Annotated in this window: 24 protein-coding genes and 1 other RNA gene; 18 read left to right on the top strand and 7 right to left on the bottom strand. The window is 44.7% G+C overall.

The window, feature by feature from the left end; translation table 11 throughout:
- Positions 1-8: 8 nt before the first annotated feature.
- Complete coding sequence (locus GX348_11355; protein NLP42755.1) at positions 9-665, bottom strand: TerC family protein; 657 nt, start codon at positions 663-665, stop codon at positions 9-11.
- Positions 666-1,027: 362 nt separating this feature from the next.
- On the opposite strand from GX348_11355, the gene mutM reads away from it, so the two are divergent.
- On the top strand, positions 1,028-1,846 hold the full coding sequence (gene mutM / locus GX348_11350; protein ID NLP42754.1) for a DNA-formamidopyrimidine glycosylase: 819 nt from the start codon (positions 1,028-1,030) through the stop codon (positions 1,844-1,846).
- 46 nt (positions 1,847-1,892) lie between these two features.
- Here mutM and GX348_11345 read toward each other — a convergent pair whose 3' ends face one another.
- Positions 1,893-2,852, bottom strand: a complete 960-nt coding sequence (locus tag GX348_11345; GenBank protein NLP42753.1) for a bile acid:sodium symporter family protein — start codon at positions 2,850-2,852, stop codon at positions 1,893-1,895.
- A 285-nt stretch (positions 2,853-3,137) separates the two neighbouring features.
- On the opposite strand from GX348_11345, the gene GX348_11340 reads away from it, so the two are divergent.
- The 4 genes from GX348_11340 to hrpB all read left to right on the top strand — a co-directional run bounded on the left by GX348_11340 (position 3,138) and on the right by hrpB (position 8,023).
- On the top strand, positions 3,138-3,902 hold the full coding sequence (locus GX348_11340) for an amino acid ABC transporter substrate-binding protein (GenBank protein ID NLP42752.1): 765 nt from the start codon (positions 3,138-3,140) through the stop codon (positions 3,900-3,902).
- A gap of 133 nt (positions 3,903-4,035) precedes the next feature.
- A complete protein-coding gene (locus GX348_11335; protein NLP42751.1) occupies positions 4,036-4,689 on the top strand; it encodes an amino acid ABC transporter permease in 654 nt (217 codons plus the stop codon).
- A gap of 10 nt (positions 4,690-4,699) precedes the next feature.
- Complete coding sequence (locus tag GX348_11330; protein NLP42750.1) at positions 4,700-5,464, top strand: amino acid ABC transporter ATP-binding protein; 765 nt, start codon at positions 4,700-4,702, stop codon at positions 5,462-5,464.
- Between the two features lie 99 nt (positions 5,465-5,563).
- Complete coding sequence (hrpB, locus tag GX348_11325; protein ID NLP42749.1) at positions 5,564-8,023, top strand: ATP-dependent helicase HrpB; 2,460 nt, start codon at positions 5,564-5,566, stop codon at positions 8,021-8,023.
- A gap of 7 nt (positions 8,024-8,030) precedes the next feature.
- On the opposite strand, the gene GX348_11320 is transcribed toward hrpB, so the two are convergent.
- On the bottom strand, positions 8,031-8,462 hold the full coding sequence (locus GX348_11320; protein ID NLP42748.1) for a peptidylprolyl isomerase: 432 nt from the start codon (positions 8,460-8,462) through the stop codon (positions 8,031-8,033).
- Positions 8,463-8,852: 390 nt separating this feature from the next.
- Between GX348_11320 and GX348_11315 the strand changes: the two genes are divergently transcribed.
- Together GX348_11315 and GX348_11310 are read left to right on the top strand one after the other, a co-directional pair.
- Entirely contained in the window at positions 8,853-9,785 is a 933-nt protein-coding gene (locus GX348_11315) for an EamA family transporter (GenBank protein ID NLP42747.1), read from the top strand.
- A 130-nt stretch (positions 9,786-9,915) separates the two neighbouring features.
- Entirely contained in the window at positions 9,916-10,416 is a 501-nt protein-coding gene (locus GX348_11310) for a glucosaminidase domain-containing protein (protein NLP42746.1), read from the top strand.
- A 72-nt stretch (positions 10,417-10,488) separates the two neighbouring features.
- On the opposite strand, the gene rnpB is transcribed toward GX348_11310, so the two are convergent.
- Positions 10,489-10,813, bottom strand: an RNA gene (rnpB, locus tag GX348_11305) — RNase P RNA component class B.
- 107 nt (positions 10,814-10,920) lie between these two features.
- On the opposite strand from rnpB, the gene GX348_11300 reads away from it, so the two are divergent.
- Entirely contained in the window at positions 10,921-11,619 is a 699-nt protein-coding gene (locus GX348_11300; GenBank protein ID NLP42745.1) for a metallophosphoesterase, read from the top strand.
- A 5-nt stretch (positions 11,620-11,624) separates the two neighbouring features.
- Here GX348_11300 and GX348_11295 read toward each other — a convergent pair whose 3' ends face one another.
- Positions 11,625-12,335 carry a 4Fe-4S binding protein gene (locus GX348_11295; protein ID NLP42744.1) on the bottom strand — a complete coding sequence of 237 codons (711 nt, stop codon included), beginning with the start codon at positions 12,333-12,335 and terminating at the stop codon, positions 11,625-11,627.
- Positions 12,336-12,541: 206 nt separating this feature from the next.
- On the opposite strand from GX348_11295, the gene GX348_11290 reads away from it, so the two are divergent.
- Both GX348_11290 and GX348_11285 read left to right on the top strand, forming a co-directional pair.
- Complete coding sequence (locus GX348_11290; GenBank protein NLP42743.1) at positions 12,542-13,261, top strand: MBL fold metallo-hydrolase; 720 nt, start codon at positions 12,542-12,544, stop codon at positions 13,259-13,261.
- A 3-nt stretch (positions 13,262-13,264) separates the two neighbouring features.
- The gene (locus tag GX348_11285) at positions 13,265-13,537 is read left to right on the top strand and encodes a GIY-YIG nuclease family protein (protein NLP42742.1); all 273 of its coding nucleotides are present in this window, start codon (positions 13,265-13,267) and stop codon (positions 13,535-13,537) included.
- Positions 13,538-13,626: 89 nt separating this feature from the next.
- Here the strand turns inward: GX348_11285 and GX348_11280 are convergent, their stop codons facing one another.
- Complete coding sequence (locus GX348_11280; protein ID NLP42741.1) at positions 13,627-13,929, bottom strand: zinc-binding protein; 303 nt, start codon at positions 13,927-13,929, stop codon at positions 13,627-13,629.
- Positions 13,930-14,179: 250 nt separating this feature from the next.
- On the opposite strand from GX348_11280, the gene GX348_11275 reads away from it, so the two are divergent.
- From GX348_11275 to GX348_11260, 4 genes are all read left to right on the top strand, one after another.
- Entirely contained in the window at positions 14,180-14,863 is a 684-nt protein-coding gene (locus GX348_11275) for an NAD(P)/FAD-dependent oxidoreductase (protein NLP42740.1), read from the top strand.
- A gap of 145 nt (positions 14,864-15,008) precedes the next feature.
- Positions 15,009-16,715: a beta-N-acetylhexosaminidase gene (gene nagZ, locus GX348_11270; GenBank protein NLP42739.1), complete on the top strand. Its 1,707-nt coding sequence runs from the start codon at positions 15,009-15,011 to the stop codon at positions 16,713-16,715.
- A 4-nt stretch (positions 16,716-16,719) separates the two neighbouring features.
- Positions 16,720-17,268, top strand: a complete 549-nt coding sequence (locus GX348_11265) for a hypothetical protein (GenBank protein ID NLP42738.1) — start codon at positions 16,720-16,722, stop codon at positions 17,266-17,268.
- 185 nt (positions 17,269-17,453) lie between these two features.
- Positions 17,454-17,735: a hypothetical protein gene (locus tag GX348_11260; protein ID NLP42737.1), complete on the top strand. Its 282-nt coding sequence runs from the start codon at positions 17,454-17,456 to the stop codon at positions 17,733-17,735.
- Positions 17,736-17,798: 63 nt separating this feature from the next.
- Here GX348_11260 and GX348_11255 read toward each other — a convergent pair whose 3' ends face one another.
- Complete coding sequence (locus GX348_11255; GenBank protein ID NLP42736.1) at positions 17,799-18,002, bottom strand: hypothetical protein; 204 nt, start codon at positions 18,000-18,002, stop codon at positions 17,799-17,801.
- Positions 18,003-18,281: 279 nt separating this feature from the next.
- Here GX348_11255 and GX348_11250 point away from each other — a divergent pair, with 279 nt between their 5' ends.
- From GX348_11250 to GX348_11235, 4 genes are all read left to right on the top strand, one after another.
- Positions 18,282-19,631, top strand: coding sequence for an FMN-binding glutamate synthase family protein (locus tag GX348_11250; GenBank protein NLP42735.1), 1,350 nt, complete (start codon positions 18,282-18,284; stop codon positions 19,629-19,631).
- Between the two features lie 111 nt (positions 19,632-19,742).
- Positions 19,743-20,027 carry a hypothetical protein gene (locus tag GX348_11245; GenBank protein ID NLP42734.1) on the top strand — a complete coding sequence of 95 codons (285 nt, stop codon included), beginning with the start codon at positions 19,743-19,745 and terminating at the stop codon, positions 20,025-20,027.
- Positions 20,028-20,193: 166 nt separating this feature from the next.
- Positions 20,194-21,378: a metallophosphoesterase gene (locus GX348_11240; GenBank protein NLP42733.1), complete on the top strand. Its 1,185-nt coding sequence runs from the start codon at positions 20,194-20,196 to the stop codon at positions 21,376-21,378.
- Positions 21,379-21,586: 208 nt separating this feature from the next.
- Positions 21,587-22,741 carry a metallophosphoesterase gene (locus GX348_11235; protein NLP42732.1) on the top strand — a complete coding sequence of 385 codons (1,155 nt, stop codon included), beginning with the start codon at positions 21,587-21,589 and terminating at the stop codon, positions 22,739-22,741.
- Positions 22,742-22,767: the final 26 nt, after the last annotated feature.

Here is a 22,767-nt window from a genome sequence, read left to right as displayed (position 1 = left end):
TATTATATTTAGGCATGCTGGCGTTTTTTCATAATCGCAGCTCCCATTACGGCGGCAACAACAATAATGTCAACAGCCAAGGCTAGTATCGGAGTGAAATACGTTTTAAGCAGCGGGTCGCCTGTAATCATTCGCCCGGCCGTCCAAGCAAGAATAGCGCCGCCAATATAGATAATAATGGGGAAACGCTCAATTAAGCGAATAAACATAGTGCTGCCCCACACGATGATAGGTACTGTAATAAGCATACCGATAATTACCAAAGTTATGTTGCCATGGGCTACACCTGCAACACCCATAACATTATCAAGTCCCATGACGCCATCGGCGATTACTATTGTTTGGATTGCGGCGCGTAAACTCGATGGCGCTGCAATATTGGTATGTTCCTTTTTCTCGGTCATAAGGTTGTAGGCAATCCAGACTAGCAACAAACCACCGACAATCATTAGCGCCGGAATCCTAAGCAGCCATACTACCACCACTGTGGAGATGGCTCGGATACCAATAGCGCCGAAGGTTCCCCAGAAAATAGCTTTCTTCTGAAGATGTTTCGGTAGATTGCGGGCAGCCATGCCTATAACAATGGCGTTATCGCCGGCTAGAACTAAATCAATAAAGACTATGGCCAATAAACTACTTATAAATCCTGTTGAGATATCCATTTTATCCTCCCATTTTGAATTATAGATAAAAAACTAAAGACCTAGCCTATATTGATAGGCTAGGTCTCACCAGCAATTGTTTGCTAGCAAAGCCGGGATTTTGAATTCCGAGATGACGGCTTTGCTTTTTCAGGTTACTCCCCTTAAACACCTTATCCATTTGTGATTTCAATATAACACAAAATAGAATTTTGTCAAGTAGGAGTAAACTATATTATGGTGCGTAGCCATGCCTAGCAATGTAATTTTAGTTTTAACAATAGGGCGGCGAGAAAGTCAGGTATTTTGTGGTATCACAGGGATTTACCAGGCTGATTTATGCAAACAATATAATAATTCAATTAGAAAGCTTGGTGATATATATGCCTGAGATTCCGGAAATTGAGACGCTGCGATATCAGCTTCAGAATAAAGTTGTAGGAAAAAAGATAACTAACGCAGTAGTTAACAGAGCAAAAGCAACCAACGTAACGGCAGCCAAGTTAACAAGCGTACTTGCCGGGCAGCAAGTTATTTCGGCACGACGGCGGGCTAAGCAGATTATCCTTAGTTTTAGCAACTATTCTTCACTGGTTACTCATTTAATGCTTGAAGGTTATTTACGACTATTCTATGCTGGAGAAGAAATGGATAGACGGCCATCGCTGCTACTACAGTTTGAAAGCGGCGAACAGTTGGGCTTTTTCAAAATAACCCTAGGTTACGTTCATCTTGTAAATACAGATAACTTGTCCGAGATAAAAGAACTTGCTGACCTTGGGCCTGAACCGCTGGACCCGGATTTTACAGTAAGTCATTTCAGACAGCTGCTGGCAAAGCGCAAAGGGATGATAAAACCACTATTAATGGATCAGGCCTTTATGGCTGGGATTGGCAACGTTTACTCAAATGAGATACTGTTTTGCAGCCGTATTAGGCCGGATCGCAAGGTAAAGGACATATCAGCACTAGAACAGGAACGAATTTTTGACTGCATGAAAGATATACTTGAGCGAGCTGTAAAACTAGGGGGTGTATATGAAGAAAAGTTCGCCGCTGATGACGATTTGACGGGCGGGTTTGAGCCCCATCTTCAAGTTGCTTACCGCGCGGACAAACCTTGCTATGTTTGTGGGGGAAAAATCGTTACCAAACGGGTGGGGGGGCGAAATGCCTTTTATTGCCCAATCTGTCAGAGCTAATAAAGAGCCCCCTGCATCGCCGATGCAGGGGGCGGCCGTTCGTCTTTTAGTATCCTTCCGCCGGCTTCAGTTGTTTAAACATGCGAAATATAATAGTTGCCAGCGGCTGCTGATATAAGATTGCAAGGGTCATTGGAATGGCTACGGCCGGTGGAAAATAAGTAAGAGCAATTACCAGACCACAGGCGTTGTTACGAATACCTACATTAAACACCATGGTTAGCTTCATTTCGTGGGAACGGTCTTTTAGGGCGAATGAACCCAAGTAGCCGACGAAATAGCCGGACGAAACAACAAATAGCGTCACAAGCAAAGTTTTGATAATTGTTGCATTCCAGGCAATTTGCGGCATAACGACAGCAGCATTGATTGCAATGACAAAAAGCAGAGCAATTTTAGATGTTGCGCCGCCGAAACTTTTGGAAAAACGCGAAATACGGCCGTCTGTCCAATCGTGAAGCAGCATACCGGCAATGCTGGGGAGTGTTACCATTAGCATCAATTCCTCAATCATTTTCAGGTAGTCAAGATGAATTGTCTGACCAATGACCAGATGAAGAAATAGTGGCATCACTATAGGGACAATGAGTGTGTCGAGCGTGACGGCAACAAGCGATACCGGAAGATTACCTTTAACTAAGGCAGTCCAAATAACTGAAGTGACGCCGATCGGAATAGACGCACCGATTAAATAGCCTAAGCGAATATAGGGCTCATCCGGGTAAAATATTAGCCCTACTATCCAAGCCGTAAATGGGGTAACCAGATGTACCAATATGAGTACCCATAAGGAAATCCAGGGTCTTAGTAGTACCTTAATGAAATCCTTAAAACTTGTGCTTAGGGCTGTGACAAATGTCATATAGGCAAATAGCGCAATAACGACAGCGCGTAAAAAAGACGAGTCAGCAATGTCCACCGAAAAACCGATAAAAAGGCCGGACAGTACGACGATAAACATATTTTTACCTAGCCAGTCATTACACCTGACGAAAAAGTTAAACATAAGTTCCTCCATAGAGTAATTAGCGATGCCGAAAACACCTTTTAATTTTACCACGTGATTACGGGCTTTTATAGACTTTACTTTATTATATCCGGCGTGAGGGGTATGTGCTGGTCAGAAAAATATTTAAAAAGATCAAAATCTATGAAATAGCTTGGAAATAGCAGTATTTTTGTCTAAAATGCTGGTAGACGTTAAAAATCTATCATTTCACCACTTCTATATTTTAATGAACTAAAGTAATATAGTAATAGATTAAATGGGGGAGTGGAGAGGTATATGAAAATGAAGAAAATAATGTTGTCAGCCTTAGCCCTAATATTAATCGGTCTTCTGTTGGCCGGTTGCGGCGGTACAGCTCAAAAGAAAATTGTTGTTGGTCTTGATGATAATTTCCCGCCAATGGGATTTAGGGATGACAAAAATAATATCGTCGGCTTTGATATTGACATGGCAAAAGAAGCCTCGAAACGGATGGGTGTTCAAGTCGAATTTAAACCGATTGACTGGAACAGCAAAGAAGTAGAACTAAGCAGCAAGCGCGTTGACATGCTTTGGAACGGTCTTACCATTACAGAAAAGCGCAAAGAAAATATTGCCTTTACCAACGCTTACATGGAAAACCGTCAGATAATCGTTGTAAATTCGAACTCGGCCATAAAAGGCAAAACTGATTTGGCTGGTAAGGTTGTCGGAACGCAGGAAGGCAGCAGTAGTGTTGAAGCTATCGAAAAAGATGCAGCAACTTTGAATTCATTTAAAGAACTGAAGAAATACCCTGATTATGTAGCTGCACTGATGGATCTCAAAAACGGTCGTGTTGAGGCTGTCGTTGTTGACGAAGTTGTTGGACGTTACTATATAGCTAAGAAACCGGGCGAATATGTTATTCTAGCTGATAACTTCGGTTTCGAAGAATATGGTGTCGGGCTAAGAAAAGATGACAAAGAACTTCTTACTAAGCTTCAGAAGGCACTTGATGATATGAAGAAAGACGGCACTTCGGCCAAGATTTCCAAGCAATGGTTTGGCGAAGATATCGTGAAATAGCGGCAATAGCTTTGTCTAGCCAATGGTTCCTAACCATTGGCTTTTCAATTGTTTCACTGTATAATAAGCTGTAGGCCTAATTGTGGTTTTTTAAATTTTGCAATAAGTGGAAGCTTAGATAGGGGAGAATCTTATGGAATACATTTTGGGAATACTGGGTCCAATGCTGGACGGCACGGTAGTTACGCTGCAGATGTTTTTCGTGACTATTGTGTTGTCACTGCCGCTAGGGTTATTACTGTCTTTGGCCCGCATTTCCAGATTTAAGGCGCTACGCGACGTTGTCGGGGTATACATCTGGCTGTTCAGGGGCACACCGCTTATGCTTCAGCTTTTATTTGTGTACTTTGGTTTACCGCTGGTACCGTATATTGGTGTTAAGCTGGACGATTTTCCAGCGGCAGTATTTGCTTTTGTTTTAAATTACGCGGCTTATTTTGCCGAGATCTTCCGCGCCGGAATTCAATCAATTGACCGTGGACAATATGAAGGCGCAAAAGTTCTTGGTATGAGCTATATCCAGACTATGCGGCGAATTATACTGCCGCAAGTAATAAAACGGGTACTGCCGCCGGTAAGTAATGAAACAATTACCTTAGTTAAGGATACATCATTGATCTATGTTTTGGCGATGAACGATTTGCTCAGAACCACGCGGGCTATCGTTCAGCGTGACTTTAATACAACACCGTTTTTAGTAGCCGCGGTATTTTATCTTTTAATGACACTGGTATTAACTTGGGGTTTCCAAAAACTCGAAAAGAAATATGCGGTATATGATGAGTAGGGGTAGCGTTATGAAAATGATTAGTTTGAAAGATATCCATAAGAGTTTTCAAAAATTAGAAGTGCTCAAGGGCATTTCTTTGGAGGTAACCAAGGGAGAAGTAATTGCAATTATCGGGCCTTCAGGTTCGGGTAAGAGCACACTGTTGCGCTGTCTCAACCGTTTGGAAACCATCGACAGCGGCAGTATTGAAATTGAAGGCGAAGTACTAGCCTCAACTGGTCCCGATGGCAAAAGCCAGTACGTTGCGGAACCGGAAGCTAGACGGATTTGCCGTAAGATGGGCATGGTTTTCCAGTCATTTAATTTATTTCCTCACCTGACGGTGATTGAGAATGTTATCGAAGCCCCGCTGATTGTAAAGGGCGTAAAGCGCGAAGAGATTATCCCGCAGGCCGAGGCGCTGCTTAACAAGGTGGGACTTTTAGATAAGCGCGACAGCTATCCTTCCCGGCTATCCGGCGGTCAGAAACAGCGTGTGGCCATTGCTAGGGCTCTTGCGATGGCGCCTGATATAATGCTATTTGACGAACCGACTTCGGCCCTTGATCCTGAGCTGACCGGAGAAGTGTTAAAGGCTATGCGGCAATTAGCTGAGGAGCATATGACGATGCTTGTTGTAACGCACGAAATGGCCTTCGCCCGCGAAGTTGCCAATCATGTTATCTTTATGGATAAAGGTGAAATAGTCGAGCAGGGGCCGCCAGAAGATATTTTCAATCGCCCGGCACATCCTAGAACTAAAGCATTTTTATCGAATGTTTTCCAAAGCTGATACTTACAGCCAGGAATAAATAACCGAGATTGCCGCAGAGCGCTTGTTCTGATACGGCGATCTCATTTTTCTTATTAGGATCAAAAGCGGAGTGAAATAATGCAGAAATTACCGATTGATGATGTGTTGGATAAGCTGAAAGACGGATTATCAGTTCAGTCAAATGCTGTGCTGATTGCTGCGCCGGGAGCTGGCAAGACAACAAGAGTACCGTTGGCGCTGTTGGCTGAGGCTTGGCTTAAGGGGCAAAAGATTATAATGCTTGAACCTCGCCGGCTTGCTGCACGGTCGGCTGCCGGCTATATGGCAAAGCTGCTGGGCGAAAAAGTCGGAGAGACGGTCGGATACCGGGTTAGATTAGACAGCCGGGTTGGCCCCGCGACACGCATTGAGGTAGTAACCGAGGGCATACTGACAAGAATGATGCAAACCGATCCGTCACTTGATAATGTCGGCGCAGTCATCTTCGATGAATTCCATGAACGGAATCTTCACGCTGATGTGGGTTTGGCGCTTTGTCTGGAGGCGCAAAGTGTATTGCGGCCTGATTTGCGGATAATTATTATGTCGGCGACACTTAATGCTCAGCCGGTTGCCGAGTTGTTAGGGAATGCTCCCGTTATAGTCAGTTCGGGAAGGGAGTTTGCTGTCGAGACCATATACTTAGACCGACCGGTTCTAGGCCGAATTGAACCGGTTATTATCAAAACTATCCTAGAAGCTCTTAGAAATGACAGCGGCGATATTCTGGTTTTCTTGCCGGGGGCAGGTGAAATCCGCAGAGTTGAGCGGCAACTGCGGGAAATGAATTTAGCAGGGGTATCTATAGCACCGCTATATGGCAATTTGCCGCAGGACATGCAGGATAACGCTATAGCCCCGAGCGATGGTGGTTGGCGCAAAGTAGTTTTAGCTACGTCAATAGCCGAAACTAGCCTTACAGTTCAAGGTATAGGAGTAGTGATTGACAGCGGATTGATGCGCATACCGCGGTTTTCGTCGCGGACCGGCATGACGCGGCTTGAGACAATTCAGGTTTCACGAGCTTCGGCCGATCAACGCCGCGGACGCGCCGGCCGCCTTGGCCCCGGGATTTGTTATCGGCTTTTGACTAAGGAGGCTGACTTACGGCTCATTGAATGTCAGCAACCGGAGATTTTAGAGTCAGACTTGGCTCCCTTAGCGCTGGATTTGGCAGCTTGGGGAGTAAATCAGCCTAACGAGTTGGCTTGGCTAAACCCGCCCCCACTAGCTGCGTTTGAACAGGCGCGCACTTTACTGTTTGAACTTGGCGCAATCGATACTGCCGGGAAAATTACGGCACACGGGCGGAAAATGGCAGCATGCGGGGTTCACCCCAGACTGGCCCATATGATTATCAAAGCCGAATCCTTAAATTTAGGAGGTTTGGCTTGTGAAATTGCGGCTCTGCTTGGCGAACGGGATTTATTAGCAGGGTCGCAGCAAGATGTGGATATCAGGCTTCGCCTCGAAATGCTGCATCGTCAAGATACTGCTATTCGGCCGATTATCAAGGCTGAAATAGCCCATTTAAAACAGGTGTTTAGTATAACATCATGCCAAACGCAAGATATTGACGCGTGCGGCTTATTGTTGGCCTTAGCTTATCCGGACAGGATTGCTCAGCGCCGTTCAAACGGGAAATATTTGCTCAGGAATGGGCGCGGTGCGGCTCTTTTAAGTGAGCAAGCACTGTCAGAGGCAGCTTGGCTGGCAATCGCTCAGCTAGATGATCAAGGCAGTGATAGCCGGATTTTTCTCGCTGCGCCGCTTGATGCCGCTGATCTGGTTACTCACTTTCGAGAGCAAATAGAAGTTTGCGATGTAATTGCCTGGGATAGCAGCAGCAAGGCAGTCCGGGCAAGACGATTTCATAAATTAGGGGCGTTGACGATTAAAGAGGAAGCACTGCTTAATCCAGACCCTGAAATGGTAGCAGCGGCTCTTATTTCCGGGATTAAAACGGAGGGGCTTGATATTCTTCCCTGGACGCGCGCAGCTCGCAGTTTGCAGCAGCGGCTTATCTTTATGCATTGCCACGAGCAGGGTTATCCTGATATGACAGATAATGCACTGCTAGATGCAAGTGAGGAGTGGCTGGCTCCTTATCTGTATGGTTTAAGCAGCAAAGCTGATTTAGATAAGCTTAATTTATTTCAGATTTTAGAAAGCAGGCTTAACTGGGAGCAGCGGAATTTGTTGGATGAATACGCGCCTACTCATATTACCGTCCCAAGTGGACAACGGATCCAAGTCGATTATAGCAATTCGGATAGTCCTGTTTTAGCGGTCCGGCTGCAGGAGATGTTTGGCCAAAAAGAAACGCCCCGCATTGCGCGGGGCAGAGTTGCTCTCACAGTGCACCTTTTATCGCCGGCCCATCGGCCGGTCCAGGTGACGCAAGACTTGGCTAATTTTTGGGAAACAACCTATTTTGAAGTAAAGAAAGATCTCGCCGGCCGCTATCCGAAGCACTATTGGCCGGACGATCCGCTAGCTGCTCAGGCCACTCACCGGGCAAAGCCTAAACTACAGTAAATGAAAATTACTCTTCTACAACAGTAACCTTTTTCATTACATCATGAGGCTTAATTTTATCAACTACGTCCATACCTTCGATTACTTTGCCAAAAACAGTATGTACGCCATCGAGGTGAGGCTGCGGTTCATAAACAATGAAGAATTGGCTGCCGCCGGTATTTGGGCCGCGATGGGCCATCGACAAGGAGCCGCGTTCGTGTTTATTAGGGTTGCCTTTAGTTTCGCAGGGGATGGTATAGCCAGGGCCGCCGGTACCGGTGCCGGATGGACAGCCGCCTTGAGCGACAAAGCCCTTGATAACGCGGTGGAAAGTCAGGCCATCATAAAAGCCTTCCTTAATGAGTTTTTCAAAGTTGCCGACAGTAATAGGGGCATCTTTTTCGAACAGTTCAATAACGATTTTGCCAGAGTCCATTTCAATAACTGCTTTTTTCAACGTAATCCCTCATTTCATGGTTCTAGATTCTTTCCAATTATATCATTTATCGTGCCATAAGCAAAATTAGGCAGCAGCTCGGTTGAAAATTTAATTTGCTGCTAGTTTCGATTTGCGTCAAGAGAATCGTCCTAGTGGCAGAGTCACCGCAGCAGTCCTTTGAGGCTAAGAAACCTTTGACATTGCAATGATTTATATTATAATAAGAATGTAGCTGACTGGTTGGTCAGGTGAGCTTGTGAGGCGGCAGATTGTTTAAATGAGTCAGAGGATTATGCCTGACTCATTTTTCATAAAGCCCGGTACCTTTCGGCTATAACAGGAATACTTTAACAGGATGTCAAATAGTATTTAATATTTTGTCGATTACGAATAGAAACGAGTGAAACTATGCCAAAAGTGAATAATGGCTTTGTTTATGCTGTTTTAGTATTTGTGGCTTTTATATGGGGTCTAAATCCGCCCGTCATGAAAATAGGCCTGATGTACATCCCGGCAATGTCATTTAACGCTGCCCGGATGATAGTTGCCCTTCTTGCGGTTTGGACAGCGCTTCTCTATTCGCAGACCTATCGGCCATTTGAGAAGGGCGACTTAAAGAAAGCCTTCTTAGTTGGGGTAGGCGGCTTTTTCTTGTTTCAAATATTTTTGACATTGGGAGTACAGCGAACAACTGCAGGCAATACTTCCTTAGTATTGGCGCTTTTACCTGTAAGTGTCGCTATTATTAATAAAGTATGTAAAATTGAAGAAATAACTAGGCCGATGGCGATAGGGATCCTAGCTAGTATTCTGGGTGTCGTGCTTATTGTGCTTGGCTCAAATAGCAAACTGAGCATAGCCGATAGCCATGTGACCGGAAATTTAATACTATTGCTTGCCCAAGCAACTTATGGTTATTATACTGTTTTTTCAAAAGAACTACTGGCCAAGTACTCAACTTATCAAGTTACCGGTTACGTTATTTTGTTTTCGACGTTCTTTTTCTGTCTGACCTCATTAAATGAAATGTTGCGTTTTAACTGGTCAGAAGTTCCTTTGGCTGGCTGGGCCAGTATTGTTTTTTCTGGCTTATTCCCGTTGGGGATTGGCAACTTTTTGTGGATATGGGGACTGGGCAAAGTCGGCAGCACCAAGGCTTCGCTCTATAATAACCTTTCCCCGGTGTTTGCTGTTGCCGCAGGGTACTTAATGCTGGGTGAAACCTTCGGTTGGCTGCAGTTCGCCGGCGCTATTGTTATTTTTGCCGGTCTTTATATGACCCGGGTAGGGAAAGCTATTTCTCAGACTGAAAATACCAGGAGGGATATATCTGATAGTTAACGTACTTAATAAATTTCGTGTACCGCTTATCGGCTTGCTAGTTTGGCTAATCGGGACAGCATCGGCCATTGCTGCAGACTCTCCTTCAACATTTACGCGCAGCTTATTTGACGATATTGAGCCTGTTGACATGACGATTTTTGGTGAACCGCTGGCAACCAAAGAGCAATGTGTGGAACATCTCCTTCGCCGCAATCCTTTTCCATTGTTAACGGTGTCGCCGGAAGAATTAGTTGATTATTTCTACCAAGAGGCTATGCTGGAGGGGATTCGTCCTGATATCGCGTTTGCTCAGGCCCTACATGAGACCGGCTATTTCCGTTACGGCGGTGATGTTATACCAATCCAGAACAACTACAGCGGACTGGGGACGACAGGCGGGGGCGTGAAAGGAGCATGGTTTCCAACTGCGCAAATCGGGGTGCGAGCGCAAATACAGCACTTGCTTGCGTACGCGTCTGACCGGCCTCCAAAGCTGGAGGTTGTTGATCCACGATATGATTTAGTCAAGACGACCGGTAACTTCGGTAAAGCAAATACTTGGACTGACTTAAACGGCAAATGGGCCGTTCCCGGCAAGACCTATGGCCAGATGATATTAACAATCCATCAGAAAATCTTAGAGGAATAAGGAAAGAGGTTGCCCCAAAGCTTTTTAGCTTATGGGACAACCTCTTATAATTAAACAAATAACTTTAAAAGCTACCGTAAGCCGGGTTTTGTTCTAGGGAACATCTATCTCGCATAATACATGCGTCCTAGTCTGGTTGAATTCCCGTTCTAGGATTCCTCTACCAAAATTTGAGTTTCAGGCTTGTGGGGTTTACCCTTGCATCGCTCCGTCGCCGGAACGGATAGTTTCTGTGGCACTTTCAGGCTACTTTTGACTACGAGAGCCAATTTGACCGCCGTCAGGAAACTTAGTTCCTGCCGCAGCTTATTGGGCTGCGCACAAACACTACGATCATCTCAGACCGTGCCTGCCCGGACTTTCCTCTGCAGTAAAACTGCAGCGTTCCCCCGTACACTTTTAAAGTCGTATTTTTGTTGTTGGATATGTTATTATAATAGATAATTAGCAATTTAGCAACTGGTACTTAATACCACAAACATTTTGCGAGAAAGGCGATAAAGAGTGAATATATTTGCGATAGGAGATTTGCATTTATCCGGGACTCCGCCCAAAAAGCCGATGGAAATATTTGGCGACAATTGGATAGGGCACTGGGACAAAATCCGCACCAACTGGCTAAATACTGTTGATGCTCAAGATGTTGTGCTCTTGCTTGGCGACATATCTTGGGGAATGAATTTTGAGGAAGCCAGTGAAGACTTATTGGCCATCGACGCATTGCCTGGCCGTAAAATTTTGCTGAAAGGCAATCATGATTATTGGTGGTCGACTAGCGCTAAAATGCGGCAAAATCTGCCGCCTACCATTACCTTTATCCATAATTCATATGAAGCAGTCAATGATGTTGCTATCTGCGGCAGTCGCGGCTGGACGAATCCCCTTGATAAGATGTTTACAGCTCAAGATGCTAAAGTCTATGAGCGTGAAAAGGGGAGAATAGCAGCATCAATCCAACAGGCCATAAGGGATGGTTACAATCGGATCATTCTTGCTACGCATTACCCGATGATTTATTGGGAGGAAACAGACGGTGAATACGCCAAGAGTTTGGCAGAGTGGGGCGTAGAACACTATATATTCGGACATCTTCATAACGGCGGAATAGGATTAGGACCGACCGGGAATTTTTACGGCGTCCATTATCATTTGGTTTCATGCGACGCGCTTGATTTCCGACTGAAGAAAATCGCCGAGGTTTGAGGTTGTTATAAGTTTTTGATGGTACCGTCTGTGCCGATTATAACTGTCTGGGCGGGAATAGCTTTGCCGCTTGCTGCTACTGCTTCATTAACGGCGTGAGCTATACCGCTACAGCAGGGAACTTCCATGCGGACGACGGTTACGCTTTTGATTTCATGCGAACTCAGGATTTGGGCCAATTTAAAGGAATAATTCTCTTTATCAAACTTTGGACAGCCAATAACAGTAATTCTGTCGCGCATAAAATCAGCATGCATGTTTGCATAGGCGTAGGCTGTGCAGTCAGCAGCCACTAAAAGATGAGCATTGTCAAAATAAGGGGCGCTTACCGGCACAAGCCGCAATTGACACGGCCACTGCCGTAATTCAGACCCATAAGACTCAGCGTTTTGGTGGCTATTATTTGTGGTTCGTTGAATGAGCTTAACGTTGGCTCCGGGACAACCGCAGGGTATTTGTTCGGTTTTGGCGGCAGCCTTAGCGGCGAGGTGTTGTTTTACGGCTTCTTCGTCAAAATCCGGGGCTTCGCGTTCAATGATAGCGAGCGCGCCGGTTGGGCAATCCGGTAAGCAGGCTCCCAGTCCGTCACAGTAAGAATCCGCCACCAGCCTTGCTTTCCCATTAACTAAGTGGAGCGCTCCTTCATGACAGCCTCCAATACATAATCCACAGCCGTTGCACTTTTCTTCATCAATCTCAATAATTTTTCGCAGCATGTTCTCTCTCCTTAAATCTTAGTTATTCTTGGTTATAGCATACAACGTAGACTTTAGATTAGCAGTGATTTGTGTCACAAACCCAAAAAAGGGATTATAATCGCTGGTTTTGGTTTGTCAAGCTTATTTTTGTAAAGGAAAATGCTGTCTTATCCAGAATTAGGGCACAATATACTGATATTATAAATGTCAAGGGGGGATTAGTGATGACTAACCTGGAGATTGTCTATCTTCACCATAGTGGATTTGCGATTAGCACCGAAAACCATCTGCTGGTTTTTGACTACTATAAAGATCCTTCAAAGAGTATGCCAAAGCTGCTTGCCCAAGGGAAAACGGCCTTTGTCTTCAGTTCGCATAGCCATGCCGATCATTTCAATAGTGAAATTGGTAAATGGCAGCAAAAAGTTGCAGCATATTTTATAAGTGATGATATTCATACCGTCGGCGGGCTGAGCGGAGTAGCGCCCAATAAAATTATTTATATGAAGCCTTACGAAACGGCTGAACAGCAGGCGATAAAGGTCGTTACTTACGGCTCTACCGACCAAGGCGTATCTTTCTTGGTCGAAGTTGACGGCTGGCGTATATTCCATGCCGGTGATTTAAACTGGTGGCATTGGAAAGAAGATACGCCTGAGAATATTCAGGCTGCTCGAGATGGGTTTGAAAAGGAAATGAAGCTACTTGGGGGTTTAGCACTGGATGTTGCCTTCTTCCCGGTGGATAGCCGGCTCGAGGAATTTTGGGCCATCGGCGCGGAGGAGTTTTGCCGTAAAGTACACGTGAACCAGCTTATTACCATGCATAGCTGCGGAAAAGTATGGCAGCCGCCGGCCGATTTCCCGTCTCTTGGTAAGGCGACAGCAGTATGGTGTCCGGAAACGGATGGGCAAAAGCTGAGTATTGCTATGAATGGGGTTTGATTGGTGGCCGCTTTTACCTACATAATTGAATGCGCTGACGGGACTTTATACACCGGCTGGACTACCGACCTTGAGAATAGAATTGCAGTTCATAACAGCGGAAAAGGCGCTAAGTATACTAGAGGCCGCGGGCCGGTAAAGCTTGTCTATTATGAACAATATGATAATAATAAGACAGCTCAAGTCCGTGAATGCCAGATTAAGAAACTAAAACGGAAAGAGAAAGAAGAGTTAGTTTTGCAGCAGGCTTCCATTCAGCAATATGACAAACAATAAAAGTGCCGCGCTTCGGCTTTATAAAACGAAGCGCGGCACTACGTGAGAAATCAAGAAACGCTCCTGCTAAGCAGGAGCGTTTAAAAATCCTAGTAACGTCTGTTGTTTTGGCTGAAGCAGTCGCTGCAATATACAGGACGGTCACCGCTTGGACGGAAAGGAACTTGAGTTTCTTTACCGCAAGCTGCGCAAACAGCGTCATGCATTTCGCGTTGCGGACGGCTGCCGCCACGACCAAAGCCACCGTTTTGTTGTTTACGAGCGCGTCTGCAATCAGGGCAACGACCAGGTTCGTTAGTGAAACCTTTTTCAGCATAGAAGTCTTGCTCTGAAGCTGAGAATACGAATTCTGCGCCGCAATCACGGCAAGTTAAAGTTTTGTCTTGAGCCATATTAAATAGCCTCCTCAATTGTATTGCCCAAATAGCTAATGGGTAATCGCGCGGTCTTCCCATTCCGGATACAGTTTGAGAAGGACGGATAGCTAACCTCACTGGGTCTATTTACTGGGCCACTTCTAATATACTATTAAACTGTTTGAAAGTAAAGCTGTTTAATAGAATTATAAAAATAATTTTGGTACATCATATAAGATGTGGAATTAGGGGAAATTAATGCTAAATTATAAGGAGGTCTTTATATATGGAAGGCACTAATGAAACAAAACGTGACATGTTGGACAAAGGCGCTGTGCTGCAGCGTGATAAAAAAACATACGCTATCGCGCCCCATATTCCAGGCGGCGTTATCCTAGACTTTAATATTTTACGAAAAATGGTCGATGCGGCCGAGAAATATGGAGCCCAGGCTATGAAAATTACCAGCTCGCAGCGTATTGCTATTGTTGGTATCGAGGAGGATAAAGTTGATCAGGTATGGGACGAACTGGGCATGCCTAAAGGCCATGCTATCGGGCTTTGTGTGCGTAGCATTAGAATCTGCCCGGCTACCCATTTTTGTAAGCGTGCCCAGCAGGATGCTGTCACGCTAGGTTTTGAAATTGATAAAAAGTATCATGGCCTGGATCTGCCCTCTAAATTCAAGATTGGTGTATCAGGCTGCGCCAACTCATGCAGTGAGCCGGCCGTCCGCGATTTGGGCATAATGGGTATGCCTAAAGGCTATACAATTTTTATCGGCGGTAATGCCGGTATTATTCCAAGAATCGGTGACAAGCTGGCTGAAAATGTCCCGCAGGAGCAGGTTCTCCCGATTGTTGATAAGATTTTTGCCTATTATAAGGAGAATGCCAAGGCTTATGAACGCCTGGGCCGAATGATTGATCGGATTGGATTTAAAAAAGTGCAGGAAGATATAATGAGTTAAAAAACTCGGATGGCGTTAGGAATTACCTAGCGCCATTTTCTATTACAGAGGAAATTAAAGTAGGTATTTGGGATAGCTTTGTCAAAATATTAGGCTGAGAGCAGTCGGCAATTTTCGCAGTAATTAGAAAGGCGAGGTACAATGCATGCACAAAAGTCTCAAGGCTATAGTTATCACAGCAATCATTATTTTTCACGGGTTAGCAGCATCAGTTTTAGTTCAGGCACAGCCTTCAGGCGGCGATGAAGTAAAGCGTATCTTAAGTAAAATGACGGTAGAAGAAAAGGTCGGGCAGATAATGCTCGGATTTTTTGAGGGAGCTAGTTTATCGCCAGAACTTAAAGCCAGGATAGTAAACAACAATCTCGGCGGGGTTATTTTGTATAGTTCGGCTGGAAATATCGAAAGTAATGAACAAGTGGCCAGACTGGTTGAAGATATCCAAAAAACTGCGGTGGCGTCCAACAAAAATCCGTTGTTTATATCCATAGACCAAGAAGGAGGGCGAGTTGCCCGTCTTACTGACGGAGCAACGGTATTTCCAGGCAATATGGCGTTAGGCGCAACCGGAGACGAAGAGTTAGCGCGTAAGTCTGCAGCAATAACGGCTCGGGAACTAAGAGCTTTAGGGATAAATCTAAATTTTGCGCCCTCGGTCGATGTAAACAGCAATCCAGCAAATCCTATAATCGGCGTTCGTTCGTTTGGTTCTTCGCCGGAAGATGTTGCGCGCCTAGGCAGCGCAATGCTTGACGGCTACCGCGCGGCAGGCGTAATCGCAACGGCCAAGCACTTTCCGGGACATGGGGATACAAATATTGACTCGCATGTCGGCCTGCCGGTAGTGCTGCATAATATCGGGCATTTAAACAGGGTTGAGTTACTACCGTTTCAGGCGATGATTAAAGCAGGAGTGCCGGCTGTTATGACTGCTCATGTTGTGCTGCCTGCTATAGATGATAGCGGTGTGCCTGCTACGCTGTCGCCAAAGGCGATGAATATGCTTCGCGAGAGGATGGGGTTCGAGGGCATCATATTCACCGACTCAATGAGTATGGGCGCGATTGTTAATAATTACGGCATGGAAGAGGCGGCAATAAGGGCATTTCTTGCAGGAGCTGATGTGCTTCTGTTTGGGGCGGATAGCGGGCATGTTTCACAGGAACAGGATGTTATATATAAGGCATTGCTTCGCGCCGTTCAGGCAGGTCGGATATCCGAAGAAAGGCTGAATCAGTCGGTGAGGCGCATCTTAAAGGCGAAGGCTGAGTATGGTATTCTTGATAATCCATATCCTAACAATAACTATCAAGCTGTTTTGGCAGCGCCTCATCATTTGACGGTTGCCGAAGAGATAGCCGGGGCCAGCCTTACCTTGGTGAAGAATAATAATTTACTCAATCTTGATACAACCAAGCCAGTGCCGATTATTTGGCCGCAGGAATATGAAGCTGAATTGGCGCTGCTCTTAGCTGAGTGCCCTTTTCTGAAGCCAGCCATAATTTCGCTCAAACCTGACGGAGATACTATTAACAAAATATGTGAAACACTCAGCAAAGAGGAGGTCGTGCTTGTAGGTACATATGATATTGACCGCAACCCTGAGTGGGCTAAACTCGTACAAGCTCTTGGTGCCGACAAGGTAATTGCGCTCGCAATGCGCTCGCCCTATGATTTGTTAAAGATTCCGGAGGTAGGGGCTTACATTGCATGCTACAGCGACCGTCCGGTTACTATGAAAGCGTTAGGCAAACTTTTGAAGGGTGAGCTTGAGCCAAGAGGGTATCTGCCAGTTGAATTAACCGGCCTTTATCTGCGCGGCTGGGGGTTAACAAAAACATTTACGAGGTGATAGTATGTACTTTCAAACAGTTGGCAAGGAGAATACTGAAGAAACAGTACGGCTTGCGCTCAAGAAGGCAGCCGAGTACGGCATAAAGGATATTGTGGTGGCCTCTTGCGGCGGCTATACCGCCAAAATGTTGGCGGGCAAGGTTGACAACGTCGTATGCGTCACTCATGCCAACGGGTATGCCGGACCGGGCGAAAGCGATATGCCTGCCGAAGTTCGGCAAGAGCTGATTTCCCAGGGCGTAAAAATGCTAACGACAACTCATGTGCTATCAGGCGCTGAACGCGGTATAAGCCGCAAATTTAGCGGCATTTATCCGGTTGAGATAATGGCCCAAACACTTAGAATGTTTGGGCAGGGTGTAAAGGTCTGTGTTGAGGTTGCCGTAATGGCTTTAGATGCCGGGTTAATTCCTTATGGAAAAGATATAATCGTTATCGGCGGTACTGCACATGGCGCTGATACTGCGGTAGTAATGCAGCCAGCTCATGCTGCTAATATATTTGACAGCTATATTGCTGAGGTTATTTGCAAACCAGGGCGCAAACGATAGTATTAAAGCCGCCTGCTAGATAGCAGGCGGCTTGCTTATTGTGGTTAAAATCTACCAGTTTTGGGTAAAATTCTAGTAAAACAATTCGGATTGAGGTTAAAATGCATTACTGTGACTTTTGTGGCAGAAAAGTTAATAATGGTGTAAAATATTGCCGACACTGCGGGAGGTCACTAACAGATAACTTGAACGATACCCAGCCGCTTCCCGTTATTAACGATACTGTGTTAGTCACCGCGAAAAACCATAAACGAACTCCAAATTTTAATCATAATATCTGGTCGCGGCAAATTCAAAAACTAAGAGTAAAGCGGTATGCAATATTATCTTATTTAGCATCTTTTATAACAACGGTTGGGCTAATATATGTCTTAGTGACCTTTAAAACAGTTGATGAATACCAATTGCTTACAGCGGCTAGCGGCTTTTTATTAGTCGTATACTTCTGGCGCAATGCAGTAAAATAAAGGCTGTTCAAAAGCGTTTTAACTTTTGAACAGCCTTTATTCATTAAAATTATAATAAAATTATTATGCCAGAGCCCAGTTTTGGATAATTGCTATATTTACAAAGCTCGAAACATCTTCGATATCCTTTTGGCGGTCAATAATGGCCCGTTCTGCATGCTTAATATTGGCCAATACGCGCTTATGATCATATATTGCCAGGATTGCTTCAATGTCTGCATCACTTACATTAAACTCCTGCAGCTTCTTTTTGATGATTGTTGACATATAAATTCCTTGTAAACCCCTTTCAGTTATTGTTTTCACAAGTCATAGCAATTCGACATAATAAGAATAACTCCTTCTTTAAAATTCTAGTAATTAATGGATTTATAATCCTGTAAATCACACAATGAAGTTTACATAAAATCAACGAATCTGCAAAGCCTGGAAAGCCTAAGTTGTAAATTTAAAATAACAATTGTGCGCACATAAATCTCCCGGTGATTCGTAATAATAAACATGGAAATGTTTGTCGCATACTATGTGAACGGAGGAGTATTGATAGTGTTTACTAGCTGGCTTGTTATGAAATTAATTGATCCGATGGCTGACGAATCGATTAAGAAAGTTTTGACAGAGGATTATAGTGATAATCCGTTTTTATTGGCTACGGTGGCTGAAAAAATGACCTTACGGGCGCTTATCGAGGCATCCATTCGGGCAGAAACCGGCACTGTGCTAGGTCGGCCGCTTGGCAGTCCGGTAGTACTGTCGCCCTGGGAGAAGATTCTTTTAAATCCTAAACAATTATTTGAATTGCCGACTCCGAAAGTTAGCACAATTGATACCAAGACTGTCATAGGGCCGAATGCTAAGAAACCTTTGCAACTCGATATTCCAATAATGATTACCGGCATGTCCTATGGCGGTTCGCTTAGTCTCCAAATGAAAATGGCGTTGGCTAAAGGGGCGTCAATGGCCGGGACTGCAACCAATACCGGCGAGTCAGCGGTAACTCATGAAGAACGCAGTTCAGCCAAATTGTTGATCGGGCAATATCATCGGGGCAGTTGGCTTACAAGTCCAGAGCAGCTTAAACAGCTTGATGCAATCGAGGTTCAGCTTGGTCAGGGAGCCTGGGGAGGAGCGGTAGATGAGCCAATTTCATCTTCGAGTATTGGTGATCACTTAAGAAAAACCTGGCATTTGGAGAAAGGACAGGATACTAAAATCCACGCAAGGATGCCTGGTGTTGAGAGTACCCAGGATATAATAGCTATGGTGGACAAGTTAAAGTCTGAGTACGATGTACCCGTTGGCATTAAAATCGCCGGATCAGACTATATCGAATATGAATTAGCGGTTATTGCCCAAACAAAAGCCGATTTTATTACTATCGATGGCTCCGAGGGCGGGACGTCAAGCGCGCCGCCGACACTGGAGGATCATGTCGGTCTTCCTACGCTCCATAGCTTGGTCAGGGCGGTAAATTGGTTAACAGAAAAAGGTATTCGTGATAAATTCAGCCTGATTATTGTCGGTGGTCTGGCAACACCAGGACATTTTTTAAAGGCTTTAGCGTTAGGTGCTGATGCCGTTTATATCGGGACAATTGCTTTAATGGCAGCGATGCAAAGCCAGGTAGTAAAAACTTCACCACAGGCACCGCCATCCCAATTAGCGCTATACACCGGCAAAATGAATGATAAGCTAGATATTGAAAAGGCGGCCCTGCATCTTTCTAATTTCCTAAAATCGTGTGTTATGGAAATGCAACTGGCTGTTCAGGCCACTGGTAAAAATGCCATCAAAGATTTAAACCGGTCTGATTTGGTAACAGTAGAAAAAGACATTGCTAACATGGCTCAGATTCGTTACGCTTTTGATCCGAGGCCTGATCAAGATAAAAAATAATTACCCATTCTATGTCTGAGTTGGCATGTTTTTTTGCGAGTATATAGCTATTTTATTAGGAAAAACTATAGGTGGAGCCGATTGCAAAAATTATTGCGGGAGGTATGCCAGATGTCAAAGAACAAAAAGAATCAATCGTCTAAATCACAGTTTGGCACAATGACTGCTCAATTTGATGCAAACCAGGACTACACTAGCTCGAGTCAACCTTCTAGTACGAAAAACCAAAGCGCGCAAAGCAAAAGTCAATTTGGTACGCTTACTGCTAAAGCTGACGCTAATAATGATTACACTAGTTCGAATCAAAGCCAAAATGCTAGCAAAGCTCAACAAAGCAAAAGTCAATTTGGGACTTTAACCGCAAAAGCTGATGCTAATAACGATTACTCCGAATAATTAACCCTAAAAAGCAGGCCTGCCACTATAATGCAGGCCTGCTTTGCTTATGGCCGTGTTAGGCCGATTCACTTTTATTTGTTGAAATTCCTACAACATAATTTAGCAGGAAATACCTAAAATATTAGAGAAGACTTTTTGACGCCGAAGTTCTGAGGAGGGTTTAATGCACAGTAGTCCTAAGTATTGGTTCTTTGCGATCCTTATTCTGCTTGACCTGGGAATAGCATGGCTGGTTTTGTTTTTTCTCAAAAAGCAGTTTCCGTATTATCGCAGCAAAAATGTAGTTTATGCTTATTGGCTTATTACCGTAGGTTCTCTGATTATTGTCACTCTTGGTCGATTTAGTCCGTCGGCCGCGCTGACAGCGGCATTAATGAAGGTAGCCATTGTCTGGCTTATTGGTCAAATAACAGCCCTGATAGCAATGCCACTGATTTATGCAATCGTACGGTTTGCTAAGGATGATGAGCAACAGACCGACGATAAGGAGAGCAATAATATCACGCGGCGTAATTTCCTGCGCGGTATGGTAGCGGCCTTACCACTTAGCACGCTAGGGTTGACAGGTTATGGCGTATTTAGCGGCGGTTCAAAAATAGTTTTGCAGCATCACAGTTTAACTTTGCCGCAGCTGCCAAAATCGCTAAGCGGCTATAAAATTGCTCAGCTTAGTGATACCCACATTGGTCTTTACTTCAGTCTTGAAAAACTCGACAGCGTCCTTAAGACAATTTTAGCTGAAAAACCTGATATGCTTGTAATTACCGGTGATTTAATTGACGAGGTTGCTTTGGCTGAACGGACTTTTGAACGCCTTTCCGCCATAGCTCCGCAAATTCCCGATGGAATATATTTCAGCTGGGGAAATCACGAATATTTTCGCGATATTAACAGGATACGCAGGGCCTTAGAAAATAGCCGCGTGGTGCTGCTGGAAAACAGGGCCATTAAAATAGCAGATGGAGATACTCCTTTCTATTTGGCAGGTGTCGATTATCCCTGGGCTAAAAATGCTGAAATGCAAGTTTCCGAACGGGGTAGGATGATAGGGCAGACAATGGCCGATGTGCCCCATGGTGCTTTTACCATTTTGCTCAGCCATCACCCGGATTTTATTATTAATGCTTTTGATACCGGTATTCCGCTCACTTTGACCGGACATACCCACGGCGGACAAGTAGCATTGTTTGGTCATTCACTTTTGCCGGCCCAATACCGCTATATGCGCGGCATGTATAAACAAGCCGAGATGTACGGTTACGTTCATCTCGGCACTGGCAACTGGCTGCCGTACCGGTTAGGCTGCCCGGCCGAAATAGCCTTTTTCACGCTTTATCCTCAGCAATAATGACACCAGAAGTTTGTACAACAAAAGTAAAGGCGCGCTATTTAGTCGCGCCTTTACTTTTGTTTAACCGAAAGAAATATAGAATAAGCCTGGTAATACTAAACTAGGCGGATAATAGCATAATCTAATACTGTTCGGGAAGGTTATTAACTGCCAGTATCACAATAATATTTGTATGTATTCAGAGTTCTCATAAAGGGGGGGACTAATGGGTAATAAGTTTTTTACCTTTTTCAGCATATTTCTCGTTGTATACGGGGGAGCTAACTACTATATAGGCCTAAGGTTTTTTCAAACCTTAAATAGCATTATATCTATTAGTCCAATCTTATACTGGATAATATATGGCCTGTTTGCCGTTACCCCGGCTATTAGCCGCTGGACCAGCAGCTATTTAAAAGGGCGAGTCAGCGTAACGCTTAATGTAATAAGCGGTTATTGGCTGGGTATTACTTATTATGGATTTTTTATTTGGCTATTGGCCGACGTTATTAGATTGGCGGGATATGGACTGGGCATTTTTCCTGCGGGGATTTCTTCAAATCCGCAGTTTTGGGGAGCGACCGTTTCTTGCCTGCTTGTCACCCTTATGGTCTGGGGGTCGTATAACGCGCGGCGGCCCGTAGTAAAACATTATAAAATCTGCATATCTAAACCGGCTTGTAGCCTTTCCGGGTTAAAGGCTGTGTTAGTAGCTGATATCCATCTTGGGCCAATAGTAGGCCGGCGGCGACTGGAAAAAATGGTTGCAATGATTAATAACATCAATCCTGACATTATCTTTTTTGCTGGTGATACTATTGATGAGAATGTTGCGTTTTTTGCCGAGCGGGAAATGCCGGGAATTTTACGCAAGCTTAAGCCTAAGTTTGGTGCTTATGCCGTTCTCGGCAATCATGAATATCTTGGCGGTCATGCTAATCTGGTCGTCAATAGTTTGGAACAGTCGGGTCTTACTGTATTGCGGGATAAAATGGTCAAGATAAATAATTGCTTTTATATTGCGGGGCGGGACGATCCTACAGTTAAAGAAATGACAGGAAGGCCGCGGCAGCAACTGGGTGCTGTAATTAAAGATGCTGATTATTTATTGCCGATTATCCTGCTCGATCATCAGCCCTATGATTTAAACATTGCCGAAACTCTGGGGATTGATCTGCTGCTTGCCGGGCATACTCACAGGGGACAATTTTTCCCTAACAGTTTAATAACCAGCCGGGTTTTTGAAGTTGACTGGGGCTATTTAAAAAAAGGCGATATGCAAATAATAGTATCGTGCGGTTTTGGAACATGGGGTCCTCCGATTCGAATTGGCAACAGCCCTGAACTTGTGGAGATAGATATTTCTTTCAGTAGCAAATGATTAACATAACAATGTAGGAGAGATAT

This window comes from Veillonellaceae bacterium (assembly GCA_012523975.1).
Classification (GTDB): Bacteria; Bacillota; Negativicutes; order JAAYSF01; family JAAYSF01; genus JAAYSF01.
This window is presented reverse-complemented; position numbering and strand designations above follow the sequence as displayed.